This is a genomic window from Puerhibacterium sp. TATVAM-FAB25 (assembly GCF_046535855.1).
GTDB lineage: Bacteria > Actinomycetota > Actinomycetes > Actinomycetales > Cellulomonadaceae > Puerhibacterium > Puerhibacterium variabilis_A.
Genome location: NZ_JAXUAK010000001.1, coordinates 480,485 through 499,238, shown reverse-complemented (window position 1 = coordinate 499,238; position 18,754 = coordinate 480,485). Strand labels below are relative to the sequence as shown.

At 75.6% G+C, this 18,754-nt stretch carries 14 protein-coding genes; 9 read left to right on the top strand and 5 right to left on the bottom strand.

Going from position 1 to position 18,754, the window contains the following annotated elements:
- Positions 1–103 precede the first annotated feature (103 nt).
- Together U5M74_RS02320 and U5M74_RS02315 are read right to left on the bottom strand one after the other, a co-directional pair.
- Positions 104–1,204 carry a polyprenyl synthetase family protein gene (locus U5M74_RS02320; protein WP_410905748.1) on the bottom strand — a complete coding sequence of 367 codons (1,101 nt, stop codon included), beginning with the start codon at positions 1,202–1,204 and terminating at the stop codon, positions 104–106.
- A gap of 50 nt (positions 1,205–1,254) precedes the next feature.
- Positions 1,255–1,833 carry a hypothetical protein gene (locus U5M74_RS02315; RefSeq protein WP_410905746.1) on the bottom strand — a complete coding sequence of 193 codons (579 nt, stop codon included), beginning with the start codon at positions 1,831–1,833 and terminating at the stop codon, positions 1,255–1,257.
- Positions 1,834–1,988: 155 nt separating this feature from the next.
- Here U5M74_RS02315 and U5M74_RS02310 point away from each other — a divergent pair, with 155 nt between their 5' ends.
- From U5M74_RS02310 to U5M74_RS02300, 3 genes are all read left to right on the top strand, one after another.
- Positions 1,989–3,158, top strand: a complete 1,170-nt coding sequence (locus U5M74_RS02310) for a DUF4192 family protein (RefSeq protein WP_410905744.1) — start codon at positions 1,989–1,991, stop codon at positions 3,156–3,158.
- Between the two features lie 10 nt (positions 3,159–3,168).
- Complete coding sequence (locus tag U5M74_RS02305) at positions 3,169–3,552, top strand: universal stress protein (RefSeq protein WP_410905742.1); 384 nt, start codon at positions 3,169–3,171, stop codon at positions 3,550–3,552.
- A 369-nt stretch (positions 3,553–3,921) separates the two neighbouring features.
- Entirely contained in the window at positions 3,922–5,607 is a 1,686-nt protein-coding gene (locus U5M74_RS02300) for an RNA polymerase sigma factor (protein WP_410905740.1), read from the top strand.
- A 253-nt stretch (positions 5,608–5,860) separates the two neighbouring features.
- Here U5M74_RS02300 and U5M74_RS02295 read toward each other — a convergent pair whose 3' ends face one another.
- Positions 5,861–6,067, bottom strand: a complete 207-nt coding sequence (locus U5M74_RS02295) for a hypothetical protein (RefSeq protein WP_069982410.1) — start codon at positions 6,065–6,067, stop codon at positions 5,861–5,863.
- Positions 6,068–6,242: 175 nt separating this feature from the next.
- Here U5M74_RS02295 and U5M74_RS02290 point away from each other — a divergent pair, with 175 nt between their 5' ends.
- The 4 genes from U5M74_RS02290 to U5M74_RS02275 all read left to right on the top strand — a co-directional run bounded on the left by U5M74_RS02290 (position 6,243) and on the right by U5M74_RS02275 (position 10,378).
- On the top strand, positions 6,243–8,375 hold the full coding sequence (locus tag U5M74_RS02290; protein ID WP_410905738.1) for a type IIA DNA topoisomerase subunit B: 2,133 nt from the start codon (positions 6,243–6,245) through the stop codon (positions 8,373–8,375).
- A gap of 68 nt (positions 8,376–8,443) precedes the next feature.
- Entirely contained in the window at positions 8,444–8,926 is a 483-nt protein-coding gene (locus U5M74_RS02285) for a DUF4430 domain-containing protein (RefSeq protein WP_410905737.1), read from the top strand.
- Entirely contained in the window at positions 8,926–9,531 is a 606-nt protein-coding gene (locus U5M74_RS02280) for a DUF6580 family putative transport protein (protein WP_410905735.1), read from the top strand. The genes U5M74_RS02285 and U5M74_RS02280 overlap by 1 nt, the downstream gene beginning before the upstream one ends.
- A 61-nt stretch (positions 9,532–9,592) precedes the next feature.
- Positions 9,593–10,378, top strand: coding sequence for a phosphatase PAP2 family protein (locus tag U5M74_RS02275; RefSeq protein WP_410905786.1), 786 nt, complete (start codon positions 9,593–9,595; stop codon positions 10,376–10,378).
- A 3-nt stretch (positions 10,379–10,381) separates the two neighbouring features.
- Here the strand turns inward: U5M74_RS02275 and metH are convergent, their stop codons facing one another.
- Positions 10,382–13,978: a methionine synthase gene (metH, locus tag U5M74_RS02270; protein WP_410905733.1), complete on the bottom strand. Its 3,597-nt coding sequence runs from the start codon at positions 13,976–13,978 to the stop codon at positions 10,382–10,384.
- 90 nt (positions 13,979–14,068) lie between these two features.
- Here metH and U5M74_RS02265 point away from each other — a divergent pair, with 90 nt between their 5' ends.
- Together U5M74_RS02265 and U5M74_RS02260 are read left to right on the top strand one after the other, a co-directional pair.
- Positions 14,069–15,208, top strand: coding sequence for a GNAT family N-acetyltransferase (locus U5M74_RS02265; RefSeq protein ID WP_410905731.1), 1,140 nt, complete (start codon positions 14,069–14,071; stop codon positions 15,206–15,208).
- 78 nt (positions 15,209–15,286) lie between these two features.
- Positions 15,287–16,021, top strand: coding sequence for an alpha/beta fold hydrolase (locus U5M74_RS02260; protein WP_410905729.1), 735 nt, complete (start codon positions 15,287–15,289; stop codon positions 16,019–16,021).
- Between the two features lie 69 nt (positions 16,022–16,090).
- Here the strand turns inward: U5M74_RS02260 and U5M74_RS02255 are convergent, their stop codons facing one another.
- Positions 16,091–18,580 (bottom strand): DNA topoisomerase (ATP-hydrolyzing) subunit A, encoded by a 2,490-nt coding sequence (locus U5M74_RS02255; RefSeq protein WP_410905727.1) that lies wholly within the window; start codon positions 18,578–18,580, stop codon positions 16,091–16,093.
- Positions 18,581–18,754: the final 174 nt, after the last annotated feature.

Below are 18,754 nucleotides of genomic sequence, written 5' to 3'. Positions count from 1 at the left end.
ACCGGGAGCCGAGCCGGGCACCAGGGCCGTCCACCAGGGCCGTCCGCCAGGGCCGTCCACCAGGGCCGTCCGCCAGGGCCGTCCGCCAGGGTCGGGCCGGGTGTCAGGCGGCGCGGTCGACCGCGGCGCGGGCGAGCCCGAGCAGCACGCCGCGCCCCGGCTCCTGCAGCCCGGCCGACTCCAGCGCCGTCGTCGCGCTGCCGGCGAGCTCGTCGATGAGGCGCTCGACACCGGCGAGGGCGCCGGAGTCGACCACCACCGCGCGCAGGGCGGCGACCGCGGCGTCGTCGAGGTCGGGGTCGCCCAGCCGCTCGGACAGCAGGCGGCGCTGGGCGTCGTCGGCCCCCGCCATCGCGCGGGCCATGAGCACGGTGCGCTTGCCCTCGCGCAGGTCGTCGCCCGCCGGCTTGCCGGTGACGCCCGGGTCGCCGAACACGCCGAGCACGTCGTCGCGCAGCTGGAAGGCCTCCCCGAGCGGCAGCCCGGCGGCGCGGACGGCCCGCACCTGCTCGGGCGTGGCGCCGGCCAGGAGCGCACCGACGACGAGCGGCTTCTGCACCGAGTAGCTGGCCGACTTGGCCCGCAGCACGGCCCGCGCGCGCTCCTCGTCGGCGGCCGGGTCCTTGCCCCACGGCTCGGCCTGGACCAGCACGTCGAGGTACTGGCCCACGATGACCTCGCTCTGCATGCGGTCGAACTCGGCGCGCGCGGCGGGCGCCACCTCGGGGCCGGTCAGCTCGAGCGCCTGCGACAGCTCGCGCTGGCAGGCCACGAGGCACAGGTCGCCCAGGAGGATCGCGGCGGAGACGCCGAAGTGTCCCGCGTCGCCGGACCAGGCGCCGTCCGCGTGGCGGGCCTCGAACGCCCGGTGCGCGGTCGGGTGGCCCCGGCGGGTGTCGGAGTTGTCCATGACGTCGTCGTGCAGCAGCGCGGCGGCCTGGAAGAGCTCCAGCGCCGCGCCGGCGCGCACGGCCGCGTCGCGCCGCGGCCCGTCGGCGGGGCCGCCGTGGGCGCGGAAGGACCAGTACGCGAACGCGGCGCGCAGGCGCTTGCCGCCCGACAGCAGCACGGCGGCCTGGTCGGTCAGCGCCCGGGCGGCGTCGCCGTGGCCGGAGATCTCCGCGGCGAGGCCGTCGAGGTGGCGTCGTACCGCGGCGTCGACGTCGGAGCGGAGGTTCTCGAGGTCGACCAGCGGTGCAGGCATGTCCGCAGCCTACGCGGAAGCGGCCGCGCGCTCCCGGCCGGGACGCGCGCTCAGCCCTCCGGGACCACCACCGAGCCGCTGACCGTCACCAGGCGCCGGTCGCCGTCGTCGAGCACGCCCACCAGCAGCGTCTCGACGAGCGGGTCGCCCTCGCCCTCGGCCTCCTGGGTGCGCCGGGTGAACGCGGTCTGGGCGGTCAGGCCCGTCGGCACGCCGGGGTCGGCGCGCGCGAAGCCCTGCGCGTCGAGTTGGTCCTCGAGCTGGCCCAGGACCTCGTCGGCCGGGCGGGTGGAGGCAAGGTTGAGCGTGACGTCGGTGAGCGGCGCGGTGCCCGGCGCCGCGGAGCTCGCCACGACCGTGGCGTCGTCGGGTGCCGACAGCAGGTCCCGCGGGAACCCCGGCGCGTAGCCGGCGACCGCCGTGGCCGGGTCGAAGGACGGCAGCGGCGCGAGCGGGCCCGGCTCGGCCGTGGGCAGGTCCTCGTCGGTCGCGGTGCCGAGGCGTCCCGAGGGTGCGGGCGTGCACGCGAACGCCAGCCCGCCGGCCACCAGGGCGGCCACCGCGCTCGCGGCCAGCGCTCGCAGGCGCGGTCGCGGGGGACGTTCGACGAGGTCCGGGGCGTGACGCACGGGCACACGGTAGCGGCAGCGCGCGGTCCCCCCTGCCGCCGCCGTGCCGCCGCCGTGCGGTCGCGACGCTGCGCACAGGCGGGCGTACGGCGCCTCCCCGCACAGGACCCCGGAGGAAGGCGCCGCCCGCCCCGCGCCCGGGCTGGGATCGACGCATGACCACCGCCACGATGCGGGTGCGCGGCGCCCGCGAGCTGCTGTCCGCCGTCCCCTACGCGCTCGGCTACCGGCCCACCGCGTGCGTCGTCGTGGTGTGCGTGCGCGACGACGGCGCCCTGGGCCTGGTCGCGCGGGCCGGCCTCGACGACCTCGCCGACGCCCCGCGCCGGGACGCCGTCGCCGACCTGCTCGCGCACCGGGCCCACGAGGACGGCGCCCGGGTCGCCTTCGTCGTGGGCTACGCCGCCGAGACCGGGCCCGGCAGCGACGTCGTCGCCGCGGTCGACGTCCTCGCCGCCGCGGTCGGCGCGCTGGTGCCGGGCTGCGAGCGCTGGGTGGTGGGGGAGCGGAAGTACCGCAGCCTGGACTGCGCCGACCCGGCGTGCTGCCCGCCCGGTGGCTCGCCGACCCAGGAGCTGGAGTCCACCGCGGTGCGCGCGCGGCTGGTCGTCGACGGGTGGTCGCCCGCGGCGTCCCGCGACGACCTGTACCGCCTCGGGCGGGCCCCCGAGGCCGCGCGGAGCCTCGCGGGCAAGGCCGCCCGCCGCTGGGAGCGTGCCGCGGCCGAGGACCGGGTCGGGTGGCGCGGCGCGTCGTACGACGCCTGGGTCGGCGCGGCCCGCACCGGCGCCGACGCGCTCGGGCCCGCGGCGCTCGGACGCCTGGCCGCGGCGCTCGCGGACGTGCCCGTGCGCGACGCCGTGCTGCTGTGGTGCGTGCCCGGGCACGAGGACGCCGCACGGCGCACCGCCCGCGGCGACGCCGGGCCGGGGCTCGAGGACGCCACGGCCGCCGCGATCGCCTCGGTGGTGGACGCCGGCCGGGCGGCCGCGCCCGACCCGGAGCGGACCGCGGCGGCGGTCGCCGTGCTCGAGGCCGTGGCCGCGCACGCCCCGCGGCGGCTGGCCGCGCCCGCCCTCACGCTGCTCGCGTTCCTCGCGTGGTGGTCGGGCGACGGCGGGCGGGCCGGGTACCGGCTGGACGCGGCGCTCGCCGCCGAGCCGGGGCACCGGCTCGCGCGGCTCCTCGACGCAGCCCTGCGGGCGGGCCTGCCGCCCGGCTGGCTGCGGCGGCGCACCTCCGGCGCGGGTGGAGGAGGCCCGCACCACGCCGGTGGCGGGCGGCGGCGGACCTTTGACCAGGGCGAGGAGGCCGACCTCCGGTAGCGTGCGGTCCATGACGGTCGTGGTCAGCCATCTGAGCAACCCTGAGGGCCGGCAGGCCCTGGCGACGGCGATCGGCGAGGCCCGCTCCCGCGGCACCGGGCTCGTGGTCGTCGAGCCCCCGGCGACGAGCGCCGCGGCCGCCGGCGCGCCGGCCGGCGCCGAGGGCGGCGAGACGCTCGCCGAGCGCCTGGCCGCGGCCGGCGTGGAGCACGAGGTCGTGGTCTCCGACGGCGACCTGCCGGAGTCGATCGTGCAGACGGCCGCCCGCGTCGGTGCCGAGCTCATCGTCATCGGCCTGCGCCGGCGCAGCCCCGTCGGGAAGCTCATCCTGGGCGCCGGTGCCCAGCGGATCCTGCTGGAGTCGCCCTGCCCCGTGCTCGCGGTGAAGCCATGACGACCTGACCCCGGCGGCGCGTCCGGCGCCGGGCCTGCGACGGTGCGGCCCGGCCCGGCCCGCTCGCGCCGCGCGTCGGGGCCGGGCGGGCGCCGTGCCCGGTGCGCGTCCCGTGGCGTCGGCCACGCCCGCACGAGCGGGTGATTCGTGGGAATCCTGCGGCGCCGTGGTGCGTTGACCCATCAGTACGGGAGCGAACCGGCACACGACGTGCCGGTCCAGCCAGTGCCGGAGCACCCCCGACGTGGCGTGCGACGGTACAATATCCAGGTCCGCCGGAGCGACGACGGTCCGATGAAGCAAGGCCCTCGGGCCCGCACACCTCACCCCGGCGGGACACCGCCCCCTCGATTGCCGAAAGGTCGGTTTGTGGCGTCCACCACCCAGTCCACCGCACCGCAGAACATCACGCTGCCCCGTGAGTTCGAGCACCCTGCGCTGAAGGAGCTGCTCGCGCAGGGCACCGCCACGGGCCGCGTGGACGCCGAGGCGTTCCGCACGGCCTGCGAGACCGCCGGCGTCGGCGACGCCAAGCGGCTCAAGGCCGTGCTCAAGGGGCTCTCCGTCGCCGGTGTGGAGGTGGGCCTGCCGACGGCGACCAAGGTCGCCGCCGCCTCGTCCGCCACGCGCACCCGCGCCACCGCCAAGGCCCCCGCCGCGACCAAGCCGAAGGCCGCGCCGGTGACGACCACCCGCACCGCCGCCGCCGACGCGGTGGACGGCGAGGCCGCCGAGGAGACCGCCAAGCCCGCCCGCAAGGCCGCGAAGCCCGCCGCCAAGAAGGCCGCCGCCAAGCCCGCCGCGAAGGCGACCAGGGCCAAGGCGTCGAAGGCCACCGCGTCCGACGACGAGGAGAACCTCGACGACGACGAGGTGGAGATCGACGACGTCGAGATCGAGGTGACCGACGAGGGCGACGTCGCGGGCGTCGCGAGCGCGGACGACGACGGCGCCGAGGAGGCGTCCGAGGAGGCCGCGGGCGACGAGGAGGAGACGGTCGAGGCCGCCCCCGCCGCTGCCGCCGCCAAGCCCGCCAAGTCGGACGACGAGGACACCGGCTTCGTCGTGTCCGACACCGACGAGGACGACCAGCCCGCGCAGCAGGTCGTCACCGCCGGCGCCACGGCCGACCCGGTCAAGGACTACCTCAAGCAGATCGGCAAGGTCGCGCTGCTGAACGCCGAGCAGGAGGTCGAGCTCGCCAAGCGCATCGAGGCCGGCCTGTTCGCCGAGGAGAAGCTGGCCAAGGAGTTCCCCGGCTACGACCGCACCAAGGCCGACGCCGACACCCGCCGCCTGGTGCGCGACCTGCAGTGGATCGCGCACGACGGCAAGCGGGCCAAGAACCACCTGCTCGAGGCCAACCTGCGCCTGGTCGTCTCCCTGGCCAAGCGCTACACCGGCCGCGGCATGCTCTTCCTGGACCTCATCCAGGAGGGCAACCTCGGTCTGATCCGTGCGGTCGAGAAGTTCGACTACACCAAGGGCTACAAGTTCTCGACCTACGCCACGTGGTGGATCCGCCAGGCCATCACGCGCGCCATGGCCGACCAGGCCCGCACCATCCGCATCCCGGTGCACATGGTCGAGGTCATCAACAAGCTCGCTCGCGTGCAGCGCCAGATGCTCCAGGACCTGGGCCGCGAGCCCACGCCGGAGGAGCTGGCCAAGGAGCTCGACATGACCCCGGAGAAGGTCGTCGAGGTCCAGAAGTACGGCCGCGAGCCGATCTCGCTGCACACCCCGCTCGGCGAGGACGGCGACAGCGAGTTCGGTGACCTCATCGAGGACTCCGAGGCCGTGGTGCCGGCCGACGCGGTGTCGTTCACGCTCCTGCAGGAGCAGCTCCACCAGGTGCTCGACACCCTGTCGGAGCGCGAGGCCGGCGTGGTCTCGATGCGGTTCGGCCTGCAGGACGGCCAGCCCAAGACGCTCGACGAGATCGGCAAGGTCTACGGGGTGACGCGCGAGCGCATCCGCCAGATCGAGTCCAAGACGATGTCGAAGCTGCGTCACCCGTCGCGCTCCCAGGTGCTGCGCGACTACCTCGACTGACGTCGACCGCCCGCGGCCACCGGCCGCGGCACGACGAAGGGCCCGACCCCCGCGCGGGGGCCGGGCCCTTCGTCGTGCCGGGGAGGCCGTCCTGCGCCGCTCCGGCAGGCGCTCGGCGACCGCAGCTCGACGACGGCAGGCAGTCCGACGACGGCAGGCACCCGCAGGACGCACGAAGGCCCGCTCCGCGGTGGCGGGAGCGGGCCTTCGGGAGGGTGGAGGTCGCCGGCGCACCGCGCCGGCGACTGCGCGCTCAGCGCGCGCCGTGCTCGGCCAGCAGGCGGTCGGTCTCGTCCTGGACGTGGGTGGCGACGTCGGAGTAGGCGGGGGCGTGCTCGCGTGCGTGGTGACCGCAGAAGAGCAGCTCTCCGGCGGGCAGGACCACGCGAACGTACGCCTGGGCGCCGCAGCGGTCGCAGCGGTCGGCGGCGGTGAGGGGTGCGGTCGTCGTAGTGGTCACGTGATAATCCAACCATCACGCACCGACAGAATTCCCCAGGGGCGGGGGTGGTTCGCTCCCGGCATAGTCGCGGGCGGGGCGGCGAGGGCGGCCGTACCGTGCCGCGGCGTCGTGCGGCCGGACCGTCCCGCCGCGTCGGTGCGGCCGTGTCGGTACCGTCGTCTACCCTCGTTGCGTGACCGCCACCGCCTCCCCGGAATCGAGCTACACCGCACGGCACCTCTCCGTCCTGGAGGGGCTCGAGGCGGTCCGCAAGCGGCCCGGCATGTACATCGGGTCCACCGACTCGCGCGGTCTGATGCACTGCCTGTGGGAGATCATCGACAACGCGGTCGACGAGGCCCTCGGCGGGTTCGCCACGAAGATCGGCATCGTCCTGCACGCCGACACCTCGGTCACCGTGAGCGACGACGGGCGCGGCATCCCGGTCGACGTCGAGCCCAAGACGGGGCTGTCCGGCGTCGAGGTGGTCTTCACCAAGCTGCACGCCGGCGGCAAGTTCGGCGGCGGCTCCTACACCGCCTCGGGCGGCCTGCACGGCGTGGGCGCCTCCGTGGTCAACGCGCTGTCGTCGCGCCTCGACGTCGAGGTCGACCGCGGCGGCAAGACGCACCGGATGACGTTCCACCGCGGCGAGCCCGGCACGTTCGCCGACCCGGCGTCGGGCCCGTCGCCCGAGGCCGCCTTCACCCCGTTCACCGACCACAGCGAGCTCGCGGTGGTCGGGAAGACGAAGCGCGGCGTCACCGGCACGCGCGTGCGCTACTGGGCCGACCGGCAGGTCTTCCCGAAGAGCGCGGTGTTCAGCTACGACGAGCTAGTCACGCGCGTGCGCCAGACGACGTTCCTGGTGCCGGGGCTCGAGGTCACCGTCCGCGACGAGCGCGGGCTGCCCGGCACGCCCGGCGAGGCGGGCCCGCACGAGGAGGTCTTCAAGCACGACGGCGGCGCCGTCGACTTCGTCGAGTTCCTCGCCCCGGACACGCCGGTCACCGCGACGTGGACGCTGCGCGGCCAGGGCTCGTTCACCGAGACCGTGCCGGTGCTCGACGAGCGCGGCCACATGAGCCCGCAGGAGGTGCAGCGCGACTGCGAGGTCGACGTCGCCCTGCGCTGGGGCGTCGGGTACGAGACCGAGGTGCGCTCCTTCGTCAACATCATCGCCACGCCCAAGGGCGGCTCCCACCTGACCGGCTTCGAGCAGGGCCTGCTCAAGGTCGTGCGCAAGCAGGTGGAGGCCAACGCCCGTCGGCTGAAGATCTCCGCGAAGGACGGCGGCGAGCGCATCGAGAAGGACGACGTCACGGCGGGGCTCACCGCCGTCGTGACGGTCCGGCTGGCCGAGCCGCAGTTCGAGGGCCAGACCAAGGAGGTGCTCGGCACCGCCCCCGTGCGCGGCATCGTGGCGCGCGTGGTGGAGAAGGAGCTCGGCGCGCTGCTGACCTCCACCAAGCGCGACGACAAGGCGCAGGCCGCGCTGCTGCTCGACAAGGTCGTGGCGGAGATGCGGGCCCGCGTCACCGCGCGCAAGCAGAAGGAGATCTCCCGGCGCAAGAACGCCCTGGAGACCTCCTCGCTGCCGGCCAAGCTCGCCGACTGCCGCAGCGACGACGTCGAGCGCTCCGAGCTGTTCATCGTGGAGGGCGACTCGGCCCTGGGCACCGCCAAGCTGGCGCGCTCGAGCGACTTCCAGGCGCTGCTGCCGATCCGCGGCAAGATCCTCAACGTCCAGAAGGCCTCGATCGGCGACATGCTCCGCAACGCCGAGTGCGCGGCGATCATCCAGGTGCTCGGCGCCGGCTCGGGCCGGTCGTTCGACCTGGACGCCGCGCGCTACGGCAAGGTCATCCTGATGACCGACGCGGACGTCGACGGCGCGCACATCCGCACGCTGCTGCTGACGCTGTTCTACCGCTACATGCGACCTCTCGTGGAGGCCGGCCGGGTCTACGCGGCGGTGCCCCCGCTGCACCGCGTCGAGGTGGTCGGCGGCCGCGGCAAGCCCAACGAGTACGTCTACACGTACTCCGAGGCGGAGCTGCAGGCCACGCTCAAGAAGCTCGACCGGGCCGGCAAGCGCTACAAGGAGGACATCCAGCGCTACAAGGGCCTCGGCGAGATGGACGCCGACCAGCTGGCGGAGACCACCATGGACCCCCGCCACCGGACCCTGCGCCGCGTCCGGGCGTCCGACGCCGAGGCCGCCGAGCGCGTCTTCGAGCTGCTCATGGGCTCCGACGTCGCGCCGCGCAAGGACTTCATCGTGGCCGGCGCGCACGCGTTCGACCGGTCGCAGATCGACGCCTGACCGGCGGTCCGCGGACGGGCGCGCGGTCCCACGGGCGGGGGAGCGGCGCCCTCCCTAGACTCGCAGCCGTGACCCGCTCCACGAACGCCCGCCGCCCCCTCGTCCGCCGTCTCGCGGCGCTGTCCGCCGCGGGCGTCCTCGCGGCGAGCCTCGCCGCCTGCTCCGCCGTCGGCGACGACGCGCCGTCCCAGGCGGAGACCGTGCCGTCGGACGTCGCGTCCATGCGGTCGGAGTCCGCCTCGCCGTCGGAGTCCGCCTCGGCGCCGGCCTCGGAGTCCGCCTCGCCGGACGCGAGCGCGGCGACCGAGCTCAGCTACCCCGGCGCGGACGGCAGGACCGCGCTCGACCTCCTGCTGGAGAACGACCCCGACGCCGAGGTGGAGGGCGAGGGCGAGCAGGCGATGGTCGTCGGCATCCAGGGCCGCAGGGCGGACGAGAACAAGGACGAGTTCTGGGCGCTGTACGTCGACGGCGAGCAGGCGCAGGTCGGCGCCGGCTCCCTGGAGACCAGCGACGGGCAGACCATCACCTGGAAGCTGGAGACCTACTGATGCCACGGCGGCGGCAGGGCGGGCGGCTCGACGCCCGCGACCTGCTGCACCGCTGGTGGCGCCCCGCGCTCGTCGTGCTCGCCGCGGCGCTCGCGGTCGTGTGGCGCCTGGTCAAGGACGACCTGGGCGCGCCGCCCAACCTCGAGCTGTCCACCGCGGCGGCGTTCCTGGCGGCCGGGCTGCTGCGCCACCGCGTCGCAGCGCTCGTGCCGCTGGCCGTCGTGGCGGCCAGCGACCTGCTGCTGGGCAACTCCGCCGTGCTGGCGTTCACGTGGAGCGCCTGGGCGGTGATCGGCGTGGCGTCGCTGGTGACGCCGCGCGCCGGCGCCGGCTGGCGGCGCTACGCCGCCGCCGTCGGCTTCGGCCTCGGTGGGACCCTGCTCTTCTACCTCTGGACGAACCTCGGCGTGTGGTGGCTGGGCCGCGGCACGTTCTACCCGGCCGGGCTCGACGGGCTCCTGGCGAGCTACGTGGCCGGGCTGCCGTTCCTGCGCCCCATGCTGCTGGGCAACCTCGTGCTGGTGCCGGCCGCGGCGGCCGTCGTCGGCCTCGTGGAGCGGCTTGAGCGGCGCGCCGCGCTGCCCGCGGCGGCACCCGCCCGCTGAGCGAGCCGGGCGCCCGACGGGACGGCGGTCCGAGGGCGCGGCAGGAGGGGGGGGACGGGTGATGCAGCAGGATCGCAGGCGGCCGCCGGCGGTGGCGACGAAGGTGGTCACGACGGTGGCCACGGCGGTGGCGACCGTCGCCGCGGGCCGGACGGTGCTCGTGGTGACCGCCCTGGTCGGGGCGGTGCTGGTGACCGGGCTGACCGCGGCCGGGGCGCAGGTGTACGAGGCGGTCGAGGAGGGGGACGGGATCGCCGGCCTGGACCGGCCCGTGCTGGACGAGGCGCTGGCGGTCCGCACGCCTGCCGCGGCGCGGCTCGTCACGGCCTTCACCCAGCTCGGCGGCCCGGTCGGCATGACCGTCATCGCGCTGGCCCTGACCTCCGTGCTGGTGTGGCGGCGACGGAGCCGGACGCCGCTGCTGCTGATGGTGCTCGCGGCCGCCGGCTCCCTGGTGTTCACCACAGTGGGGAAGGCGGTCGTCGGGCGGCCCCGGCCGCCGCTGAGCGATGCGGTGCCGCCGTACGAGCACGCCTTCTCCTTCCCCTCCGGGCACGCTCTGAACAGCACCGTCATCGCCGGCATGGTGGCGTACCTGGCGTTCCCGCTGCTGCGGCAGCGGTGGTCGCGGGTCCTGTCCGTGGCCACCGCCGTGGCCTGGGCGGTGGCGATGGGCCTGAGCCGGGTCTACCTCGGGCACCACTGGCTGACCGACGTGTGCTTCGCCTGGCTGCTCGGGCTGGCCTGGCTCGCGCTGCTGATCACCGCGCACCGGGTGTTCCTGCTCACCCACCGCGCCCACCCCGGCGGTCCACCGGGCTCGCGTCGCCGCCGGCGGACGCCCTAGGCCTCACACCGAGAAGTACTTCGCCTCCGGGTGGTGGAGGACGAACGCGTCCGTCGACTGCTCCGGGTGCAGCTGCAGCTCGTCCGACAGTGTCACCCCCACGCGCTCGGGTCGCAGCAGCTCCACGACCTTGCGCCGGTCCTCCATGTCCGGGCACGCGGGGTAGCCGAGCGAGAACCGCGCGCCGCGGTACTCCAGCTTGAACAACCCCTCGACGTCGCGGGGCTCCTCGTCCGCGAACCCCAGCTCGGCGCGCACCCGGGCGTGCCAGTACTCCGCCAGCGCCTCGGTGAGCTGCACCGACAGGCCGTGCAGCTCGAGGTACTCGCGGTACCGGTCGGCGGCGAACAGCCGGGCGGTGTGCTCGGCCACCGAGGCGCCCACGGTGACGAGCTGGACGGGCAGCACGTCGTACCGGCCGGTCTCCTCGACCCACGCCCGCGGCCGGACGAAGTCGGCCAGGCACAGGTGCCGGTCGCGCCGCTGGCGCGGGAAGGTGAACCGCAGGCGCTCCGTGCCGGGCTCGCCGCCCGACCCGCCGTCCGGGCCGTCGTGGTGGGCCACGACGACGTCGTCGCCCTCCGACCACACCGGGAAGTACCCGTAGACCACCGAGGGGTCGAGGATCCGCTCGGTGCGCACCCGCTCGAGCCACTCCGCGAGCCGCGGGCGCCCCTCGGTCTCGACGAGCTCCTCGTAGGTGGCCCCGGCGCCGGCGGGCGCGTCGGCACCCGCCCCGCCGCCGCGTCCGGGCTTGAGCCCCCACTGGCCCATGAACGTGGCGCGCTCGTCCAGGAAGGCCGCGTACTCGGCCAGCGGCACGCCCTTGACGGTCCGCGTGCCCCAGAAGGGCGGCTCCGGCACGGGGTTGTCGGCGGCGACGTCGGACCGCGCCGGCATCGCGTCGTCGGGCGTCTCGGCCACCGTGACCACGCCGTGGCGCCGCCGCCGCAGCGGCGGCAGGCCGACGTCGTCGGGCGACGCGCCGCGGGCGACGCGCACGAGCGGCTCCATGAGCCGCAGCCCCTCGAAGGCGTCGCGGGCGTACCGCACGACGCCGGGGAACGTCGAGGCGAGGTCGTCCTCGACGTAGGTGCGCGTGAGGGCGGCGCCGCCGAGCAGGACGGGCCAGCGCTTCTCCAGCCCGCGCGAGACCAGCTCGGCGAGGTTCTCCTTCATCACGGCCGTGGACTTCACGAGCAGCCCGGACATGCCGATGACGTCGGCGTCGTGCTCCTGGGCGGCGTCGATCATGGCCGAGACCGGCTGCTTGATCCCGAGGTTGACGACCCGGTAGCCGTTGTTGGTGAGGATGATGTCCACGAGGTTCTTGCCGATGTCGTGCACGTCGCCGCGCACGGTGGCCAGCACGATCGTGCCCTTGGTCGGCCCGCCCTCGACGCGCTCCATGTGCGGCTCGAGCAGCGCCACGGCCGCCTTCATCACCTCGGCGGACTGCAGCACGAACGGCAGCTGCATCTGCCCCGAGCCGAACAGCTCGCCCACGGTCTGCATCCCGGCCAGCAGGTGGTCGTTGACGATGTCGAGCGCCTTCATGCCCGCGCCCAGCGCCTCGGCGACGTCGTCCTCGAGCCCCTTGCGCGCCCCGTCGACCACGCGGCGCCCGAGCCGCTCGCCGACCGGCAGCGCGGCCATCTCGGCGGCCCGCGCGTCCTGAAGCGCGGCCGAGTCGACGCCGGAGAACAGGTCGAGCAGGTGGGCCAGCGGGTCGTGCACGAGCGCGCCGGACTCGTCGTACCGGCGCCGGTCCCACACGAGGTCCTCGGCGGCGGCCCACTGCTCGTCCGGCACGGCGGTGCGGGGCAGGATCTTTGCGGCGTGCACGATGGCGGAGTCCAGCCCGGCCTCGACCGCCTCGTGCAGGAACACCGAGTTCAGCACGGCGCGCGCCGCGGGCGACAGCCCGAAGGACACGTTGGACACGCCGAGGGTGGTGTGCACGCCGGGGTAGCGCCGGGTGATCTCGCGGATCGCCTCGATGGTCTCGATCGCGTCGCGCCGGGTCTCCTCCTGCCCGGTGGCGATCGGGAACGTCAGCATGTCCACGATCACGTCGTCGAGCCGCATGCCCCAGGTGCCGGTGAGGGTGTCGAGGAGCCGGGAGGCGACGGAGACCTTCGTCGCCGTCGTGCGCGCCTGGCCCTCCTCGTCGATGGTGAGCGCGACGACGGCGGCGCCGTGCTCCTTGACCAGCGGCATGACGCGGGCGAACCGGGACGTCGGCCCGTCGCCGTCCTCGAAGTTCACGGAGTTCACGACGGCGCGCCCGCCGACGAGCTCCAGGCCGGCCTGGATCACCGCCGGCTCGGTGGAGTCGATGACCAGCGGCAGGGTGGACGCCGACGCCAGCCGCGAGACCACCTCGCGCACGTCGGCGACGCCGTCGCGTCCCACGTAGTCGACGCACACGTCGAGCAGGTGCGCGCCGTCGCGGGTCTGGGCGCGGGCGATCTCGACGACGTCGTCCCACCGGGCCGCCAGCAGGGCGTCGCGGAAGGCCTTCGACCCGTTGGCGTTGGTGCGCTCGCCGATGGCCAGGTAGGAGGTCTCCTGCCGCAGCTCGGTGGGGGAGTACAGCGACGCGACCGCGTTCTCCCGGCGGGGCCGGCGCTCGGACAGCTCGGCGCCGCGCACGGCCTCGACGACCGCGCGCAGGTGCTCCGGCGTCGTGCCGCAGCAGCCGCCCACCAGCCCGACGCCGAACTCCCGGACGAACTGCCGGTGCGCCGCGGCGAGCTCGGCGGGCGTCAGCGGGTAGGTGGCGCCGTCCGGGCCGAGCTCCGGCAGCCCCGCGTTCGGCATGCAGGTCATCGGCACGGGGGAGTGCTGGGCGAGGTAGCGCAGGTGCTCGCTCATCCGGTCCGGGCCGGTGGCGCAGTTGAGGCCGATGGCGTCGACGTCGAGCGCCTGCAGCGTCGCCAGCGCGGCGCCGATCTCCGAGCCCATGAGCATGGTGCCGGTGGTCTCGACGGTCACGGACACGACGAGCGGCACCGTGCGACCGACCTCGGCCATCGCGCGGCGTGCCCCGGCCACGGCGGCCTTGGCCTGCAGCAGGTCCTGGCTCGTCTCCACGAGCACGGCGTCCGCGCCGCCCTCGAGCAGGCCGGCGACCTGCTCGGCGAACGTGGCGCGCAGGTGGGCGTACGTGACGTGCCCCAGGGAGGGCAGCTTGGTGCCGGGGCCCACCGAGCCGAGCACCCAGCGCGGCCGGTCGGGCGTGGCGTGGGCGTCGGCCCGCTCGCGCGCGATCGCCGCCCCGGCGCGGGCGAGCTCGCGGATCCGGTGCTCGATGCCGTAGTCGGCGAGGTTGGACCAGTTGGCGCCGAAGGTGTTCGTCTCGACGGCGTCGACGCCGACGGCGAGGAACGCGTCGTGCACGCCGGCGACCAGGTCCGGCCGGGTGACGTTGAGGATCTCGTTGCAGCCCTCGTGGCCGGCGAAGTCCTCGAGGGTCGGCCCCGCGGCCTGCAGCATCGTGCCCATGGCGCCGTCGGCGACGACGACGCGCGTGCGCACGGCGGTGCGCAGGGCGTCCGCGCGGGCGGAGGCGGCGTCGTCGTCCGGGATCAGGCCCACGGGGGCAGCCTAGGCGCCCGGCCCCGCGCGGGCGACGCCCGGGGCGCAATTGCGCGGCCGCGGGCCGCGGCTGCCCCTAGCGTGGCCGACATGCCTGCCACGCCCGACCCCGCGCCCGACCCCGCGCCGCACCTCGTGCCGCAGCCGGTGCCCCTCGCCGTCCGCGCCGCCGCCCCGGACGCGCTGCCCGTGCCCACCGCCGGCGGCCTGACCTACCGCGGGGCCGGCGCGGCGGATGCCGCGGCCGTCGCGGCGCTGCAGAACGCCGTGCTCGAGGCCGACGGCGCCCCGCACCGCACGTCGGAGGCGGAGGTCCGCGACGAGCTCACCGCCCCGTGGACCGACCCGGCGGCGGACTGGCTGCTCGGCGTCGACGCCGCGGGCGAGCCGCGCGCCTGGATGCACGCGTTCACCCCGCCCGGGGACGTGCGCCTCGCGCGCGGCCTCCTGCACGGCGGGGTGCACCCCGGGTGGCGCGGGCGCGGCGTCGGGCGCGAGGTCCTGGCGTGGGGGCTGGCCCGCGCGCGCCAGCTCCTCGCCGCCTCCGGCAAGGACCTGCCTGCGCGCCTGCAGACGTGGGCGGAGGACGACGCCCCGGCGGCCGAGCACCGCCTGCTCGAGCGGGCGGGGCTGGCGCCGGTGCGCTACTGGCACGAGCTGCGCCGCGACCTCGCCGAGCCCGTGACGGAGGTGACGCCGGCCGACGGCCTGCGGCTCGTGCCGTGGGCGCCCGACCTCGACGAGGCGACCCGGCTCGCCCACAACGACGCCTTCCGCGACCACTGGGGCAGCGAGCCGCAGACCGCAGAGCAGTGGCGGCGCGGGGCGACGCACCACGAGCCCGGCTGGTCGTTCCTCGTGCTCGACGAGCACCCCGACGTCGCGGCGCTGCTCGCGGACCCCGACACCGACGAGGCCACCGCCGCGGCGCTGCGCGCCGGCGAGCCGCTGGTCGTCGGCTACCACATGGCCAGCCGCTACCCGGACTCGATCGCCGCGCGCGGATACCCGTTCGGCTACTCCGACCTGCTCGGGGCCCGGCGGGCCTACCGCGGCCGCCGCGCGGCGGTGGCGGCGCTCGCCGCCGGCCTGCGGGCCATGGCCGCCGACGGCATGCGGGAGGCCAGCCTCGACGTGGACACCGCCAACCCGAGCGGGGCGACCGGCCTGTACGCGAGCCTCGGGTACGTCAAGGCGTCGGGCTCGCGGACGTACGCGCTCGACCTCTGACGCGCCGCGCCGGCGCGCACCTGTCGCCGCGGGCCGCGGGTGTGGGACGTGTCACACCTGCGCCGTAGGGTCTGCGGCATGGACATCGTGATGATCCCCGGGGCGTGGCTCGACGCCTCCGCGTGGGACGGCGTGCGCCCCGTCCTCGAGGCCGCCGGCCACACCGTGCACGCCCTCACCCTGCCCGGCAAGGAGTCGCGGGACGCCGACCGCGCGGGCATCGGGCTGGAGGACCACGTCGCCGCCGTCGTCGACGTGCTCGACCGGCTCACCGCGGAGGGGCGCACGGTGGTGCTCGTCGGGCACTCGGCCGGCGGCACGATCGCGTTCGCCGCCAGCGACCGCCGCCCGGACGCGGTCGCGCGGCTCGTGTACGTCGACGCCGGCCCGGCCGTCGAGGGCTCGGCGGTCAACGAGGAGGTACCCGTGGTCGGCGACGAGGTGCCGCTGCCCGCGTGGGACTTCTTCGAGGCGCCGGAGCTGGAGGGCCTGGACGACGCGCTGCGCGAGCAGTTCCGCGCGCGTGCGGTGCCGGAGCCGCGGGGCGTCTTCCTCGACCCGCTGCGCCTCACCGACGAGCGGCGCCACGACGTGCCGACGACCGTCATCGCGTGCGAGCGCTGGGACGGGTTCGAGAGCGCGTCGGCGATGTACCGGTCGTTCCTCGACCAGGGCGTGCCCTGGATGGCGGAGCTGGCCGCCCTGCGCGACCACGAGCTGGTCGACCTGCCCACCGGGCACTGGCCGATGTTCAGCCGGCCCGACGACCTGGCGCAGCTCCTCCTGGCGGCCGTGGAGAAGGCCGCGGCCTGACCGCCCGCCACGACGGGTCCGGGGACGCCCCGGCCCGGGCCCGTCGTGCGGGGCGAGCCGCCTGGTCGCTCAGCCGATCGCCGCGACCGGGGCAAGCGCCGGCACGCCGGAGCCGTCGCGCCGCATGTCGTCGGCCGGCAGCTCGACGGGCTGGCCGCCCGTGCCGACCGCGCGGGCCGGTCCCTCGCCGACCCAGGCGAGCACGAGCTCGTCCTCGCCCTTGAGGAACCGGTGCGAGCGCACGCCGCCGGTGGCCCGGCCCTTGCCGGGGTACAGCTCATAGGGCGTCACCTTGACCGAGCCGCCCGCGACGCCCGGCAGCTGCCCCGACGAGCCCGCGACGGTGACGACCGTGTGCAGGTCCCGGGTGGCCGCGCGGGCCACGCCGAAGAACACCACCCGCGCGCCGGCCGCCAGCTTGATGCCGGCCATGCCGCCCGCGGCGCGCCCCTGCGGGCGCACCGCCGAGGCGGCGAAATGCAGCAGGCTCGCGTCGGACGAGACGAGCACCAGCTCGTCCTCGTCGCCCGCCGCCGCGGCGCCGACCACGCGGTCGCCGTCCTTGAGCGCGATCACGTCCCACCCGTCCTTGTTGGCCGGGACGTCGCCGCCGGCGACGCGCTTGACCACGCCCTGGGTGGTGCCCAGCGCGAGCGTCGGGGCGTCGGGCGCCAGCGACACCACGGCGAGCACCTCCTCGCCGGCCGGCAGGGCGAGCAGCTCGCTCACCGGGATGCCGCCGGACAGGGACGGCGCGCCGTCGGTCGGCGGCAGCGCGGGCAGGTCGAGCACGGAGACCTTGTGCAGGCGCCCGGCGGTGGTCACGAGGCCGACGTGGCCGCGGGTGGTCGCCGGGGCGTCGCCGCGCAGCGCGTCGTGCGCGTGCCGGCGCCCGGACCGCTCCACCGCCGCGGCGGCCTGCTCGCCCGAGGTCCGCGCGAGCAGGCCCGTGGCGGACAGCAGCACGCGGGTCGGGGCGTCGGCGATCTCCAGCGAGATCGGCGCGGCGCGGCGCCCGCGCCCGCCGGGGCTCACTGCCGCCGACGACGTCGCGGTGCCGCCGGCGGAGTCGAGCAGCACCGTGCGCCGCGGCGTGCCGTAGGTGCGCGCGACCTCGCCCATCTCCTCGGAGACGACCCCGTGCAGCACCTCCTGGGAGCCGAGGATCTCCTCGAGCTCGGCGATCTCGCGCTCGAGGTCGCTCTGCTCCTTCTCCAGCTCGAGGCGGGAGAACTTCGTCAGCCGGCGCAGCTGCAGGTCGAGGATGTAGTTCGCCTGCGGCTCCGACAGGTCGAAGACGCTGCGCAGGCGCTCGCGGGCGGCCGTGGCGTCGTCGGAGGACCGGATCACCTGGATGACCTCGTCGATGTCGACGATCGCCAGGAGCAGGCCCTCGACCAGGTGCAGGCGCTCCTTGCGCTTGCCCAGGCGGAACGCCGACCGGCGGCGCACCACGTCCGTGCGGTGGTCCACCCACACCCGCAGCAGCTCGAGCAGCCCCAGCGTGCGCGGCCGCCCCTCGACCAGCGCCACGTTGTTGATGCCGAACGACTCCTCGAGCGGCGTCGCCCGGTACAGCTGCTCCAGCACGGCGTCGGGGTCGAAGCCGGTCTTGACCTCCACGACCAGGCGCAGCCCGTGCTCGCGGTCGGTGAGGTCCTGGACGTTGGCGACGCCCTGGATCTTCTTGCTCTTGACGCCGTCGGCGATCTTCTCGACCACCTTCTCCGGGCCCACCGTGTACGGCAGCTCGGTGACGACGATGCCCTTGCGCCGCGGGGTGATGTTCTCCACCCGGGCGGTGGCGCGGGTGCGGAACGAGCCGCGGCCGGTGCGGTAGGCGTCCCGCACGCCCTCGAGGCCCACGATCTTGCCGCCGCTCGGCAGGTCCGGGCCGGGCACGAACCGCATGACGTCCTCGAGCGTGGCGTCGGGGTGCGCCAGCAGGTGCTGGGCCGCGGCGACCACCTCGACGAGGTTGTGCGGCGGCATGTTCGTGGCCATGCCGACGGCGATGCCCGAGGCGCCGTTGACCAGCAGGTTGGGGATCGCGGCCGGCAGCACGGACGGCTGCGTGAGCTTGTTGTCGTAGTTCGGCTCGTAGTCGACGACGTCCTCGTCCAGGCCGGCGGTCATCGCCATCGACGGCGGCGCCAGGCGCGCCTCGGTGTAGCGCGGGGCCGCGGGGCCGTCGTCCAGCGAGCCGAAGTTGCCGTGGCCGTCGACGAGCGGCAGGCGCAGGGAGAAGTCCTGGGCCAGGCGCACGAGCGCGTCGTAGATCGCCGCGTCGCCGTGCGGGTGCAGCTTGCCCATCACCTCGCCGACCACGCGCGAGGACTTCACGTGCGCGCGGTCCGGGCGCAGGCCCATGTCCGACATCATGTAGAGGATGCGCCGCTGGACCGGCTTGAGGCCGTCGCGGGCGTCGGGCAGCGCCCGCGCGTAGATGACGGAGTACGCGTACTCGAGGAACGACGTCTCCATCTCCGAGGCGACGTCGACGTCGACGATCTTCTCGTCGACCGGCTCGGGCGGGACGGCGGCGGTCTTGCGCGCCATGGGCGTTCGGGCTCCCGGAGGGTGGGGGACTGCAGGGACGTCGGCGTGGGAAGGCCCCGCCGGGGTACCCCACGGTACCGCGCAGCCACCGACATCCCGCGGAACCGCGGCACCCGGCCGCCACCGCCCGCGACTCCCGTCCGGCTCCCGGCCGGCTCCCGTCCGGCTCCTGTC